Origin of the sequence: uncultured Tateyamaria sp. (assembly GCF_947496075.1) — a bacterium.
Taxonomy (GTDB): domain Bacteria; phylum Pseudomonadota; class Alphaproteobacteria; order Rhodobacterales; family Rhodobacteraceae; genus Tateyamaria.
Genome location: NZ_CANMBJ010000002.1, coordinates 62306 through 74889, shown reverse-complemented (window position 1 = coordinate 74889; position 12584 = coordinate 62306). Strand labels below are relative to the sequence as shown.

Below are 12584 nucleotides of genomic sequence, written 5' to 3'. Positions count from 1 at the left end.
ACCCTATAGATGGGGCGCAGCGGGTGCCAGCGAGATCAGGCGCTGCGCGCGTAGTTGCGGTAGCGTGTCATCCCGAATGCGCGGTCAAACCATTGGCGCGATCGTTCCATCGGGACACCTGCCCGCTCTGCCACAACCGCTGCAGCGCTTTCGTCAAAGTGCCAGAGACCAACGCTGATCTGGTCACGGCCCGTACCCGCGCTGCCCAGCACCTCGGGCGAAGAACCGATCATGCGGTATATGCGGACCATCCGGGCGTCAAAGACACCCACAAAGTGCTCGATCCCAAAATTTTGCATGATTTCCCCACCGCCCAGCATCAAAGCGGCAGCGACATGACCACCGGCCCCGCGTGTCAGGCAGAAACGGGTGCATTCCCAGATCAATGGGCTGGTAATGGGTCCAGAGATCAGATCGCCAAAGTGTTCGTTCACCATTGTGCGGCCGGTCGTGGGAAGAAAGCGCATGGAGCCGCCGTGCGACCCGTCAGGTTCTTCCCAGATAACATAGAGCGGGTTTAGATCGTCGTACTCGTCCCGCTCGCACCCATCTTGGTCCACGTTCACATCCCACCCTAATCGGGTTTTGAATTGGTCCGCACGGTCACGGAACATGGTGCGAGAAAGTTTGGGATAATCGCCAAGATCGGAGGCATAAACGTAACGCAGCATCGGAGTACTCCTAGTCAAACCGGGGAGGTGTGACCAAAAGCCTACCGTAAGGTAAGTTAATATCTTGTACGCATGCCCGTCCGTTGTGTTGCCTTCTCAAGCAACAAGCGGTTTCTAAACGACAATCAACCCCCGGCTCATGGCCCGGGCAACGGCATGTGTCGTGTTCATCGCACCCAGTTTGAACCGGGCGCTTTCGATGTAGACGCGCAGGGTGTGTTCCGAAATCGAAAGCGTATCGGCCACCTGCGCGCGGCTGTATCCCATGGCCAGAAAGGTCATCGCGTCAACCTCGCGCGGGCTGAGCGCCTGGGATTGTTCCGGTGCCCGGTCCGGTTCGAAATCGAGCGCCTTTTCGTTGAACGTGTGCGCGATCAGTATCAGGTCACGGCGATGCGCGTCTGTCCATTCGGCCCATGTTTTGTCGTCGCATGAGTGGCTGACCGTAAAGAGTGCAAATTGCCCGTTCGGACCGCGGATCGGAACCGAGAACCCCTGGTTCCCGACCCCGTGTGCAATGGCTTCGGCTTGAAAGGTGCGGGCGGACTTGCTGCTCCAGTCCAGCCGTTTCCAATCTACGGGGTGAAACCTTTGAAAACACCCCATTATGACCGGATCAATACGCAGGTAATTCTGCTCAAGATACCGGTCACGCCAGACATCCGAATACGTTCCGCAACCATACTGATCCCCGGCGGAATCGACCCAGTGGTACACCACGTGATCGACCCTGTAGTGGTCGCGTATTTCTTCGGACGCCGCCTGTAGGGCAGCGAGCCCCTCAGCTTGCTCCAAACCCTCCAAAATAGGTTCCAACGGCTGCCTCGCCGTCGTGACGCTGACCATCCTGTGTTTCCTTCATCGCGGCGATCTCGGCCATCGCGACGATTGCGGTGTCGTCCAACTGCTCAGCGAGCGCATGCATGTCGTTGGAGCGGGCAAAAGTCTTTAGGTCCGTAAGAACGTCCAGTATCCAGTCACTTTTCATGATCAAACTCACTCCCGAGTGGTTAATGAAAGGTTAACACAACTATAACATGTGTTAACTTGCCCCGAAAATTCACGTATTTCCCCTCCCCAGAAATAGCGAGGTGGTAATTTACAAGCCATTGATCCAAATACATCTGGCCTTGGAACAGCAAAACGCCCGCGAAACCACAGGGTGATTCGCGGGCGTTTACACTCATCTTTGGCGTGTATGGCGTTAACGCCGCGCTTCCAGCGCATCTTCAAGAGTACGCAGACCGGTCTTGGGCGCCTGCACCAGCACCGACATGTTCCCGGGCTTGTGTTCGTTGCGCAGCATCTTCATGTGCGCTTCAGGCAGGTCATTCCAGGCAAAGACTTCGGACATGCAAGGATCAAGGCGGCGTTCGACCATCAGGTGGTTGGCAGCCGACGCTTGCTTGAGGTGGGCGAAGTGGCTGCCTTGCAGACGCTTCTGGTGCATCCACATGTAACGCACGTCAAAGGTCAGATTGTAGCCAGTGGTACCCGCGCAGATCACAACCATACCGCCCTTTTTACACACAAAGGTCGAAACTGGGAACGTGCTTTCGCCGGGGTGTTCGAACACCATGTCGACGTTCACGCCCTTGCCGGTGATGTCCCAGATCGCCTTACCGAACTTGCGAGCTTCCTTGAACCACTCCGCATATTCAGGTGTGTTGACCGTGGGCAGTTGACCCCAGCAGTTGAAGTCCTTGCGGTTGATGACACCCTTGGCGCCCAGGTCCATGACGAAGTCGCGCTTGCTTTCGTCGCTGATCACACCAATAGCATTCGCTCCGGCTGTGTTGATCAACTGGATCGCATAGGATCCCAGGCCGCCGGACGCGCCCCAGACCAGAACGTTCTGGCCGGGCTTCAAGTCATGTGGTTCGTGGCCAAACAGCATGCGGTAAGCCGTGGCAAGCGTCAGCGTGTAGCACGCGCTTTCTTCCCATGTCAGGTGCTTGGGCCGTGGCATCAGCTGCTGGGCCTGCACATTGGTGAACTGGGCAAAGGACCCATCGGGTGTTTCATAACCCCAGATGCGCTGGCTTTCCGAGTACATCGGGTCGCCGCCGTTGCAGTGTTCGTCGTCGCCGTCGTCCTGGTTGCAGTGGATCACCACCTCGTCCCCGACTTTCCAGCGCTTTACCTTGTCACCCACGGCCCAAACGATGCCCGAAGCATCAGAACCGGCGATGTGGAACGGCTGGCCGTGCCCGTCAAAGGGCGAGATCGGCTTGCCCAGGCTGGCCCAGACACCGTTGTAGTTGACCCCTGCGGCCATCACTAGAACCAGCACCTCGTGGCTGTCGAGCTTTGGCACATCGACCACTTCCAACTGCATTGCCGTGTCCGGCTCACCATGGCGTTCGCGCCGAATGGCCCACGCATACATCTGTTTCGGGACATACCCCATGGGTGGGATTTCACCCATCTCGTAGAGGTCTTTTTCAGGTGCGTCGTAGGACGCGATGCCAGTGTCGAGTGCCATGTTGAGCCTCCGGGTTGAAAATTCCGTGCCGCAGCGCAGAATCGACTGCGTTACGGCTGAATATGGCTCGCCGCGAAATAAAGCAACCCGTGCATTAGCATTTTTGTAATTTTATGACTTTGCGCGCGCAGCATCTTCCGGTGTGATGCTGTCCGGATACAGATCGTCGATTGAATTGGCATAAAAGCGGAACAGGTCCTGTTCGTCGCTTACCTTTGCCCATCCATTGTCGATCCAATGGATCATGCCACGCCGTTCCATGTCGCCCAAAGCACGGGAAATGCGGTTGCTCAGATCATCGTCTGTCAATGGCGGCCGTGTTCCACGCGCGGATGGCATGGCCATCTTTATCCGATGGGTCATATCCGTATCCGGGATCGGCGTGTCCGTTTGCAAAAACATGCGTGCCAACAACGGAACAAAAGGGACTGGCATCACATCCTGTATTCGACCACGAAGCGTTTCTGCCAGTTGATCCAGGTCACGATCCTGACCCAAAGCCGCAAGGGAAACCGGGGGGCCAAAGACAACGGAAGCCGTGCCAAACTTGCGATAGCGCCGTGTTATCCATTGCCACAACAGGCGTAGAATGGCTGCCATCACCACGGTGATACTGACCCCGAACCGGCGATCTCCCCGCTTGTCGGCAGCGATCAGGACCCGATCTTCCAGTACTCGGTCATAGTTGATTGCAACGGGAACAAAGACAACGTCCCGCTTGCTTGGATCGTACCCATCAACGACATAGGACAAGAGCCCCATCTTGAGCGGCATCAACTGACCGTTCACACTTAGCCCCCCTTCCGGGAAGATGGCCTGGGTCACTCCACCCGCAGTTGCCATGCGCACGTAGCGGGACAAAACCTTGCGATACAGCGCCCCCCGCGATCTGCGGCGGATAAAGTAGGCGCCCATCGACTTGATCAAGCGCGACAACGGCCAGACCCGTGCCCATTCCCCCACCGCGTAACTGAGTGCCGAAGCCCGCGCCGCAAGATAGGTGACCAACACGTAGTCCATATTGCTGCGGTGGTTCATGACGAAAACCACGGTTGCATCCGGGTCCACGCTTTGGATTTGCTGATCGTTGTTGAGGCCGGTCCGCACGTCATAAAGCGCCGTTGCCAACCACCGCGCGACACGCGCACCAAAGCTGAAATAGGCAAATGCGGAAAAGCTGGGCACGATTTCACGGGCATAGCGGCGCGCTTGTTCGAAAGCCACGTTCTCGGGCACGTTGTTCTCATCCGCGTGCTGAACGATGGCCTCCGTCACTTCCGGGTCATAGATCAGGCGCTGGATCATGTCGTGGCGGCGGGCCAGCTTGAAAGGCTCAATGGGCCGTGTCAGCCGCTCGTTCAGTCGGCTCACCGCCCGCTCCAACCGCCGTCGAAAGAACCAGCGCACCGACGGGAACAGGAAATGCGAGGCAAAAGTCACGGCTGCGAACAACACGATCAGCGCAAAAAGCCAGAGGGGGAGTTCAACCGATCTCATCATCGCGTGAACCCTCGCAGGCGTATGGGGTAGGAGCAAGCGAAATGGGCTGGTCTTTCCATTCCCGCAGCCTGAAAGTGGCCGGATGTACGACGGAGATTCCTTTCATACCCTGACCGTTTGGGGACAGATCGGCCTTGCCGTTGTATCCCTTCTGTTTGCTGTTGTTGCTCTTGGGTTCACACGTTTGCTGGTGCTGAGGCGCCCGCTGATCATCCGGGTGCCCGTGTGGCTGGTCGCCTTCATCACCTTTGTTTGGGCATCACCGCAAGGATACTATACCTACTACCGCATGATTTTTGACGGGTTGCCTGCGCAATCCGTGATCAAGGCGCCGCCCCCGCCGGAAGATATCCTGGCACTGCTAACCTTTACCGGGCCCATCACCTTGTCAGCCCACAGCGTCGGGGTTCTGGGATGGCTGATGTTTGTCGTAGCCGTCTGGCCGCAACGCAGAAAATGCCGCGACGCAGCGGATTGACTGCGCCACAAAATTACCTATACCTCACATCATACGAAATTTTGTTACCCAGCCGATTCACGGGAGAGTACGCCATGTCGCAGCATGTACAGAAAGACCGCCCTTGGTTGATCCGCACCTACGCCGGACACTCGACCGCCGCCGCATCCAACGCGCTCTACCGATCAAACTTGGCCAAAGGTCAAACCGGCTTGTCCGTGGCTTTCGATCTGCCAACACAAACCGGATACGACAGCGACCACGTTCTGGCGCGCGGTGAGGTCGGCAAGGTTGGTGTCCCCGTGGCACATCTGGGCGATATGCGCACGCTGTTCTCGGATATTCCCCTGGAACAGATGAACACGTCGATGACAATCAATGCAACAGCCCCATGGCTGCTGTCGCTTTATATCGCCGTGGCCGAGGAACAGGGCGCGGATGTGTCCAAGTTGCAAGGCACAGTTCAGAACGACCTGATCAAGGAATACCTAAGCCGCGGCACCTATATCTGCCCGCCAAAACCATCACTCAAGATGATCGCGGATGTGGCCGAATACTGCTACACCAACGTACCGAAATGGAACCCGATGAATGTGTGTTCCTATCACCTGCAAGAGGCGGGCGCGACGCCTGAGCAGGAATTAGCATTCGCCCTTGCCACCGCCACAGCCGTTCTGGACGAACTGAAACCGCGTATTGACCCGACCGATTTTCCGGCTGTCGTCGGGCGCATTTCCTTCTTTGTGAATGCCGGCATCCGCTTTGTGACCGAGATGTGCAAAATGCGCGCCTTTGTCGATCTGTGGGATGAGATTTGCGAGAAGCGCTACGGCGTGACTGACCCGAAATTCCGCCGTTTCCGTTACGGGGTGCAGGTCAATTCACTTGGCCTGACCGAACAGCAGCCGGAAAACAACGTCTATCGCATTCTGATCGAAATGCTGGCCGTCACGCTTTCAAAAAAGGCGCGGGCCCGTGCGGTGCAATTGCCCGCTTGGAACGAGGCGCTGGGTCTGCCGCGTCCATGGGACCAGCAATGGTCGATGCGCATGCAGCAGATTATGGCCTTTGAAACGGACCTTCTGGAATATGACGACCTGTTTGATGGCAATCCTGCTGTTGACGCCAAGGTCGAGGAGTTGAAAACCGGCGCGCGCCATGAATTGGAAAACCTTGATGCGATGGGCGGAGCCATTGCGGCAATTGACTATATGAAAGCCCAACTGGTGCAATCGAATGCCGAGCGTCTGAACCGCATTGAAAAGGGTGAAACCGTTGTGGTTGGCGTAAACAAGTACCAGGCTGGGGAGCCTTCCCCACTGATGACCGGCGATGGCGGAATCATGGTTGTCGATCCGGCTGTCGAACAAGACCAGATTGACCGGCTGAACGCGTGGCGCGCAGAACGGGATGATGCCGCAGTGAACGCTGCCCTTTCCGATTTACGTGCAGCGGCGCAGGCGGGCCAGAATGTCATGCCTGCCTCGATCGCCTGCGCCAAGGTTGGCGTCACCACCGGTGAATGGGCGGCGCAAATGCGTGCGGTGCACGGAGAGTATCGCGGGCCAACCGGCGTGTCGTCAGGTCGTTCGAACATGACCGAGGGGTTGGATGATCTGCGCGATGCTGTTGATGCTGTGAGCGACCGTTTGGGTCGGCGTTTGAAATTCCTTGTGGGCAAGCCGGGCCTTGATGGCCATTCCAACGGCGCCGAACAGATTGCTGTTCGTGCGCGTGATTGCGGGATGGACATCGCCTATGAAGGGATCCGGCTGACACCGGAGGAAATCGTGACCGCCGCCCGCGATGACGATGCGCATGTGGTGGGCCTGTCGATCCTGTCGGGCAGCCACATTCCACTTGTCGAAGACCTGATGCAGCGCATGCGAGCCGCGGGGCTGGGACACGTGCCGGTGATTGTCGGCGGCATCATTCCCGATGACGACGCCGATCGGTTGCGCGCCATGGGCGTTGCGCGGGTCTATACGCCCAAGGATTTCGAGCTGAACACGATCATGCAGGACATCGTCACACTGGCCGATCCAAAGGCTGTTGCGGCCGAATAGCCGTCACTGCGCCTTTTTCGAAACCTATACTGCCTGAGCGAGGTCAGCGACCCGCTGCAGGGGCTGCAAAGCTGTGTCCACTCCGGTCTGGGTAGCGGATGCCGCGGCCGTGTCTTCTTTGCTCGCCTCAGGCATGACCGCCCGCGCCAGCGTTGCTTCGGCCAGCAGCTGCATCAGTCGCAAGTGATCGACGGCATCCTGAACGGCGATGGACAGCGATTGCGATGTTGCAAGCTCGAGCCCGACGCGCGATTTCACCGGGGTTTTTGGCAATTTTCTTGTTGAGCAAGACAACCGTTGCCTCGATCCGGGCATTGACGGAACTTGCCGATTTCGAAGCATCGGCCTGCGCATTCAACGTGTTCAACGCCTCTTGCCGGTGATCGGCTCCGAACTGACTGCTGTCTTGGGGTTGCGTGTCGTCCGCATCTGCTGAACCTGCCGAAATATCGTTTTTGGCGGGTTTGGGTTTTTGTACCATGGGCTACGACCTTTCCTTGCCCACGACGGGCACCAAAGCGGACATCGACGTGTCGGCGATAACCTATCCCTGCCGCTATCGGGCGGCTGTGTTCTGCATGCAGAACGCTATTGTTTGGGCATAGCACTGCTGAAAAACCGCTGCGCCGTTTGGCTGCGCGGTGCCGACATTGGCCACCAGTGTCTGGGATACAGCATCAGTGATGCTGGTCACTCACCGCTGTTTCTTCGGCCATATCACGCTCTAACTATGTCGAGCCAATCAACCCGACCTAAAACCGGATCAATCATTCTTTAAATCGCTCGCGCACAGTTTCGCGGTTTCAATCATGTTTTCGTGCCGTGCCTTTTGCTGGGTGGCGGTTGCATCCAATAGCGCCGAAGATACTGATTGCGCCAAATCGGAATAGGCTTTGGCGACGTCGACCGCCGCTTCAATGGTCTTCAGTTTTAATTGCCATAGGCCTCTCCCGTCCTACGGGAAACCCAATTCCGGTGTCATCAATTCACCAAGTCAGTTTTCCACTGGCGGTCGAAAGAAACGCGCATAACGGGCAAGTCCCCGCCGCTGACACAATTACGATCAGTCAGGCTCTTGATTTTCTTACGATTTCGCCAAATAGAGTATGTAATCTCAAAATAAACTGGACAAAAAATGGCAATCAAACTCGACAAGATGAGCCGCAAGGAACTGGAAGCACTACGCGCTGACCTGGACGAGGCAATTGTGCAACGTCGCAAATCAGAGCGGCATGATGCTTTGGCCGCGGCCCAAAAAGCGGCAGCAGAGTATGGTTTTTCGCTGGATGAGTTGACGAGTAAGAAACCGGGACGGGGAAGCGCGAAAGCGTCCACTGCCGAACCGAAATACATGAACCCTGAAAATCCCGCACAAACCTGGACCGGCAAAGGGCGTCAGCCAAACTGGTTCAAGGCTGCTGTGGAGGCAGGCACACCAGCGGAGAAGATGGAAATCTGACCGCGCGCCAATTCAAGAAAGGCCACGTTCCTTTTGCTAAGGGAACGTGGCCTTTTTGATTCAGGCGGCTCTTCCATGTTTTGATGCGCTATCCATGCGCAAATCTGCGCCGTTGTCGTGCATGCTATTCTCCTTTCCGCGGAAAACGCGTACTGAAATGGCTGTTCCCATACGAAGGAGTTGACCATGACCGTTCATATCGGTGCCGCACCGGGCCAGATTGCCGAAACCGTGCTGATGCCCGGGGATCCTTATCGCGCGAAATGGGCGGCTGAGACGTTTCTGGAAAACGCCGAGCTGGTCAACGAAGTGCGTGGCATGCTGGGTTTTACCGGGACGTGGAAGGGCAACAGGGTCACCATTCAGGGGTCAGGCATGGGCATGCCGTCCCTGTCGATCTACGCCAACGAACTGATCACCACATATGGCGCACAGACGCTGATCCGCATTGGATCATGCGGGGGCATGCAGCCACATGTGGGCATCCGCGACGTAATCATTGCGATGACATCGACAACCATCACGTCACCGTCCTCGGGCTTTTTCAAAGAGATCAACTATGCCCCCTGTGCCGACTATGGTCTGTTGGCGGCAGCAGTAAATGCGGCCCAGGCCAAGGGCACTAAAACGCATGTGGGCGGCATCTATTCATCCGACGTGTTCTATGCCGAGCGGGCCGACCTGGACGAACAGATGGTTCGCCATGGCATCCTTGCCGTCGAGATGGAGGCTGCGGAGCTGTACACCTTGGCGGCGCGTCACGGGCGCCGGGCACTGGCTGTGCTGACCGTCAGTGACCACCTTCAGACAGGTGAAGCCCTGCCGTCGGAAGATCGTGAAAAGACCTTTGGGGATATGGTGGAAATTGCGCTGGAAGCCGCGTTTGCCTGACGCGACGCTATTTTAGCACTATTTTTCAGCGTATTAGGGGTGGCACAAGCCTGTCACCCCGCGTGCACCATCTGTACACCCCCACCGTCACGGTCGTGTAAGCGTTGGTTAACTTTCTTGTAGCGCGTCTTGCTTAACGCGCGATGAATGCACCGTTATGCATGTGGCATTCGTCGGAGCCTCCGGCGGGGATTTTTCCAAAACAGGGAAGGCTGGCCCTCGTCGCGCTATGCGCGTCCGTGGCTGCGGTCGTAGCCGTTGACCGGCGGGCTCTGCCAGCCATCGAGCGCACCGGGTGCGGGCGCAAACACTTCGATCTTGAGCGGGAAGCAGGGCGCGGTGTCCGAGGAATGCTCGGACCCGCAATCGCCGCCTGGACAGGCGCTGAGCGCGCCCAGCAGGTCGATCTCGGCGAAGACGTCGATATGGTCGCCGGGGCGGACCGGTGACGCCTTCATGAAGTACTGACCGGTGTCGCGGGTGAAGCCGGTGCACATGAAGACATTCATGACGTCATGCACATGCGGCTCGGCCTCGACCAGCGACAGTCCGGTGTGGTCGGCCAGCGCGCGGGTCAGGTTCGAATGGCAGCAGTGATGGTAGTGACCGCCCTGTAAAAGGTTGCCTGTATAGGGGTCACACCGCGTACCGATCACGTCATGCACACCACCCCCAAACTCATCGAACCCGTACCAATCAAGCGTGTCGTGGATGATCGTGGCCATCGGGCGCAGGGTGGGAAAGCTGGTCCAGAGCCGGTCGCCTGTGTCCACATGGGTGCCGTGCAAGGCCCGCGTCTTGCCAGAGTAGAACCTTTCGGACAGGTCGTTTGCGTTCCACAGGTTCAAGTCGCCAACCTGCGGCCCTTCGACAGAGGAGATGCGAAAGATGTGACCCGCAGGCACCTCGAACGTTGCCGCCTCGCGCGGGGCGGCAAGGGTCGCGGACAGTTTAGTCATGCCATCGCGGGCACGGGCATAGCGCGCCATATCCGGTTGCGGCAATGTCTCGGGCGGGTAGCAGATCACTGGCGGGGTGGCGCGGTGAGCGTCGGCATAGTCGGGGGTGTCGGTCATGCGCGCAGCCTAACTGCCAGAACGTTGGGTGCAAGTGTCAGATACGGTCCATCACCTCGACCGACAGGATTGTGGGCAGGTGCCGGGCGACTTCATCCCATGTTTCGCCTTCGTCCCTTGATGCAAAAACCGAGCCGGAGTTTGTGCCAAAATACACCCCAGCTTGCGGCTGCTGATCGGTGGCCATGGCCTGCCGCAATACGGTGAAAAAGCAGGTGTCTTGCGGCAATCCGTTTCGCTGGTCAGTCCAGGTGTCGCCGCCATTCTCTGACCGCCAGACGGCGGCGCTGGCATCGGGGGGATAGCGCCCGTCGCTGTCACCGTTGAGCGGCAAGGTCCAGATCATCTGTGGCTTGTGGGGGTGTACGGCGATGGGAAACCCGAAGGTCGAGGGCAGTCCTTCGGTGATATCCTCCCAACTGCGGCCGTCATCGGACGACCGCCAGACCCCGTGATGGTTTTGCTGATAGAGCACATCCGTGCTGGCGCGGACAAAGTTATGAACGCAATGCCCGGTTTCGCCATCGCGGGGTGCTGCCGGATGTGCATTGTGGCCGCAGCTTTCGGCATTGGAGAGCCGGTTGCGCCGGTCCCATGTGGCGCCACCATCCTCGGTCGCAAAAACGCCTGCCGCCGAGATCCCCACCCACATCTTGGCGTCATCCTTGGGATCGCGGACAATCGTGTGCAGGACCAGCCCCGCCCCGCCAGGGTTCCAGCTGTCGCGCGTGTCATGGTCGCTGAGCGCATCGTTGCGGGTCCAGTTCTGGCCGCCATCGGCGCTTTCGTAAAGGCGGCCGGGATTGCCACCTGCCATGAGCCGCCCGTTGGCCAGTGACAGGGACCAGATCGCGGTGACATCGCCATCAAAGCTGGTGTCGTGCGCCGTCCAGCCGAAAAGGGCCGCCTCATCCGGATTGTCTTCGGCCCAGCTGTCCATCTCTCCTTTCGAGAGTTTGGACAGCTGCCATGTCGCCCCGCCATCGTCAGACCGCCAGATCCCGGCGCCGCTGAAAGTATTGCCACCACCGGCCCAGATATGGCCTGTCTTCGGATCACCAATCACATGGTTGATGGCCCAGCCGTCACAATGTGGTCCTGTCAGTTTCCAGGTGTCGCGCGTGGCACTGTGCAAAAGAAACGCACCCTTGGTCGTGCCGATGAGAATGGTGATATCCGACATGTCCACCCCCGTTTGATTGGACGCAGGGTATCACAAATCGGCCTTCGGCGGCAGCCGGGCTGTGCGGAGGTAGGATACGTTGGGCTCAATGGTCTAAATCAGCAGGTCGCCGGCCAATCCAAGGCCAAAGCCGCACACAGCGCCCAGTGTCGGCAGATGCGCGTTCTTCAATGGCACCTGCGGTGCGATATCCTGGAACATCAGGAAAAGTATGCCACCCGAGGCCAGCATCATGACTGCACCGATCACATGCTCTTGCGAGGGCGGCAGAGAAACCCCGACATAAGCGGCCAGTGGACCAAGCGGGACCATCAGTACAAAGAGCCAAAGCGGCGCGGGGCCATCTTCTGACAATTCGCGCATGGCATTGAAGCCTTCGGGCAGGTTCTGCAGCGCAATAAGCCCCGCCACAAGGAGCGCGGTGCCAAGATCGCCCGAGATAAGGGCGCCGAGCGCCATCGCCTCGGGCAGGTAATCCATCATCATGGCGAGAAACTGCGCGAATTTGCCCCCTGCCCGCGACAGCGCCCGGTCAATCACGGCGAAAGCGACACCGCCTGCAAAGAACCAGCCAAGGGCCGCGCCGGGCCCAAGCCGCTCCGTGCCTTCGGGGACCAGCACTAGTGCGACGGCGGCCAAGAGCGCGCCGGCCCCGAATGCAATCACGCCGTGACGCGCTTCGGTCTTGAGCCAGTTGGGCCAAGCGGCGTTGAATGTCGCAATCCAAGCGCCCAGCGGGATCGATCCGCCTGCAAGTGTTGCCAGCAGAAGGGCCGCCCAGACGTCGTTCATACCC

The 12584-nt window shown here is 58.4% G+C and carries 15 protein-coding genes; 5 read left to right on the top strand and 10 right to left on the bottom strand.

What is annotated here, in order from left to right; all coding sequences use genetic code 11:
- Positions 1-35: 35 nt before the first annotated feature.
- The 5 genes from Q1A51_RS04245 to Q1A51_RS04225 form a co-directional block, all read right to left on the bottom strand.
- Positions 36-671 carry an acyl-homoserine-lactone synthase gene (locus tag Q1A51_RS04245; RefSeq protein ID WP_299599492.1) on the bottom strand — a complete coding sequence of 212 codons (636 nt, stop codon included), beginning with the start codon at positions 669-671 and terminating at the stop codon, positions 36-38.
- Positions 672-785: 114 nt separating this feature from the next.
- Positions 786-1517 carry an autoinducer binding domain-containing protein gene (locus Q1A51_RS04240; RefSeq protein ID WP_299201404.1) on the bottom strand — a complete coding sequence of 244 codons (732 nt, stop codon included), beginning with the start codon at positions 1515-1517 and terminating at the stop codon, positions 786-788.
- The gene (locus Q1A51_RS04235; protein ID WP_189370924.1) at positions 1453-1659 is read right to left on the bottom strand and encodes a hypothetical protein; all 207 of its coding nucleotides are present in this window, start codon (positions 1657-1659) and stop codon (positions 1453-1455) included. Before Q1A51_RS04235 ends, Q1A51_RS04240 begins: the two co-directional genes overlap by 65 nt.
- Positions 1660-1875: 216 nt before the next feature.
- On the bottom strand, positions 1876-3156 hold the full coding sequence (ccrA, locus tag Q1A51_RS04230; protein ID WP_299201399.1) for a crotonyl-CoA carboxylase/reductase: 1281 nt from the start codon (positions 3154-3156) through the stop codon (positions 1876-1878).
- Positions 3157-3267: 111 nt separating this feature from the next.
- The gene (locus Q1A51_RS04225; RefSeq protein WP_299599495.1) at positions 3268-4656 is read right to left on the bottom strand and encodes a 1-acyl-sn-glycerol-3-phosphate acyltransferase; all 1389 of its coding nucleotides are present in this window, start codon (positions 4654-4656) and stop codon (positions 3268-3270) included.
- 82 nt (positions 4657-4738) lie between these two features.
- On the opposite strand from Q1A51_RS04225, the gene Q1A51_RS04220 reads away from it, so the two are divergent.
- On the top strand, positions 4739-5134 hold the full coding sequence (locus Q1A51_RS04220) for a hypothetical protein (protein WP_299599497.1): 396 nt from the start codon (positions 4739-4741) through the stop codon (positions 5132-5134).
- A 74-nt stretch (positions 5135-5208) separates the two neighbouring features.
- Positions 5209-7179 carry a protein meaA gene (locus tag Q1A51_RS04215; RefSeq protein WP_299599499.1) on the top strand — a complete coding sequence of 657 codons (1971 nt, stop codon included), beginning with the start codon at positions 5209-5211 and terminating at the stop codon, positions 7177-7179.
- A gap of 24 nt (positions 7180-7203) precedes the next feature.
- Here Q1A51_RS04215 and Q1A51_RS04210 read toward each other — a convergent pair whose 3' ends face one another.
- Positions 7204-7437: a hypothetical protein gene (locus Q1A51_RS04210; protein ID WP_299599501.1), complete on the bottom strand. Its 234-nt coding sequence runs from the start codon at positions 7435-7437 to the stop codon at positions 7204-7206.
- Positions 7438-7658: 221 nt separating this feature from the next.
- Here Q1A51_RS04210 and Q1A51_RS04205 point away from each other — a divergent pair, with 221 nt between their 5' ends.
- Complete coding sequence (locus Q1A51_RS04205) at positions 7659-7784, top strand: hypothetical protein (protein ID WP_299599503.1); 126 nt, start codon at positions 7659-7661, stop codon at positions 7782-7784.
- Here the strand turns inward: Q1A51_RS04205 and Q1A51_RS24320 are convergent.
- Entirely contained in the window at positions 7736-7873 is a 138-nt protein-coding gene (locus Q1A51_RS24320) for a RebB family R body protein (RefSeq protein ID WP_366141793.1), read from the bottom strand. The genes Q1A51_RS04205 and Q1A51_RS24320 overlap by 49 nt on opposite strands.
- Before the next feature lie 441 nt (positions 7874-8314).
- On the opposite strand from Q1A51_RS24320, the gene Q1A51_RS04200 reads away from it, so the two are divergent.
- Positions 8315-8638, top strand: coding sequence for an H-NS histone family protein (locus tag Q1A51_RS04200; RefSeq protein ID WP_299599505.1), 324 nt, complete (start codon positions 8315-8317; stop codon positions 8636-8638).
- Between the two features lie 186 nt (positions 8639-8824).
- Entirely contained in the window at positions 8825-9529 is a 705-nt protein-coding gene (gene deoD, locus Q1A51_RS04195; RefSeq protein ID WP_299599507.1) for a purine-nucleoside phosphorylase, read from the top strand.
- A 227-nt stretch (positions 9530-9756) separates the two neighbouring features.
- Here the strand turns inward: deoD and Q1A51_RS04190 are convergent, their stop codons facing one another.
- The 3 genes from Q1A51_RS04190 to Q1A51_RS04180 all read right to left on the bottom strand — a co-directional run bounded on the left by Q1A51_RS04190 (position 9757) and on the right by Q1A51_RS04180 (position 12580).
- Positions 9757-10605 carry a DUF1989 domain-containing protein gene (locus Q1A51_RS04190; protein ID WP_299599509.1) on the bottom strand — a complete coding sequence of 283 codons (849 nt, stop codon included), beginning with the start codon at positions 10603-10605 and terminating at the stop codon, positions 9757-9759.
- Positions 10606-10642: 37 nt separating this feature from the next.
- Positions 10643-11788 (bottom strand): sialidase family protein, encoded by a 1146-nt coding sequence (locus tag Q1A51_RS04185; RefSeq protein WP_299599511.1) that lies wholly within the window; start codon positions 11786-11788, stop codon positions 10643-10645.
- 93 nt (positions 11789-11881) lie between these two features.
- On the bottom strand, positions 11882-12580 hold the full coding sequence (locus Q1A51_RS04180; RefSeq protein WP_299599513.1) for a hypothetical protein: 699 nt from the start codon (positions 12578-12580) through the stop codon (positions 11882-11884).
- Positions 12581-12584 lie beyond the last annotated feature (4 nt).

Excerpts from the sequence above, each read along its gene's own strand:
- Q1A51_RS04245 (WP_299599492.1), bottom strand. The coding sequence starts at position 671 with ATGCTGCGTTACGTTTATGCCTCCGATCTTGGCGATTATCCCAAACTT.
- Q1A51_RS04240 (WP_299201404.1), bottom strand. The coding sequence starts at position 1,517 with ATGGTCAGCGTCACGACGGCGAGGCAGCCGTTGGAACCTATTTTGGAG.
- Q1A51_RS04235 (WP_189370924.1), bottom strand. The coding sequence starts at position 1,659 with ATGAAAAGTGACTGGATACTGGACGTTCTTACGGACCTAAAGACTTTT.
- ccrA (WP_299201399.1), bottom strand. The coding sequence starts at position 3,156 with ATGGCACTCGACACTGGCATCGCGTCCTACGACGCACCTGAAAAAGAC.
- Q1A51_RS04225 (WP_299599495.1), bottom strand. The coding sequence starts at position 4,656 with ATGATGAGATCGGTTGAACTCCCCCTCTGGCTTTTTGCGCTGATCGTG.
- Q1A51_RS04220 (WP_299599497.1), top strand. The coding sequence starts at position 4,739 with ATGTACGACGGAGATTCCTTTCATACCCTGACCGTTTGGGGACAGATC.
- Q1A51_RS04215 (WP_299599499.1), top strand. The coding sequence starts at position 5,209 with ATGTCGCAGCATGTACAGAAAGACCGCCCTTGGTTGATCCGCACCTAC.
- Q1A51_RS04205 (WP_299599503.1), top strand. The coding sequence starts at position 7,659 with ATGGGCTACGACCTTTCCTTGCCCACGACGGGCACCAAAGCGGACATC.
- Q1A51_RS04200 (WP_299599505.1), top strand. The coding sequence starts at position 8,315 with ATGGCAATCAAACTCGACAAGATGAGCCGCAAGGAACTGGAAGCACTA.
- deoD (WP_299599507.1), top strand. The coding sequence starts at position 8,825 with ATGACCGTTCATATCGGTGCCGCACCGGGCCAGATTGCCGAAACCGTG.
- Q1A51_RS04190 (WP_299599509.1), bottom strand. The coding sequence starts at position 10,605 with ATGACCGACACCCCCGACTATGCCGACGCTCACCGCGCCACCCCGCCA.
- Q1A51_RS04185 (WP_299599511.1), bottom strand. The coding sequence starts at position 11,788 with ATGTCGGATATCACCATTCTCATCGGCACGACCAAGGGTGCGTTTCTT.
- Q1A51_RS04180 (WP_299599513.1), bottom strand. The coding sequence starts at position 12,580 with ATGAACGACGTCTGGGCGGCCCTTCTGCTGGCAACACTTGCAGGCGGA.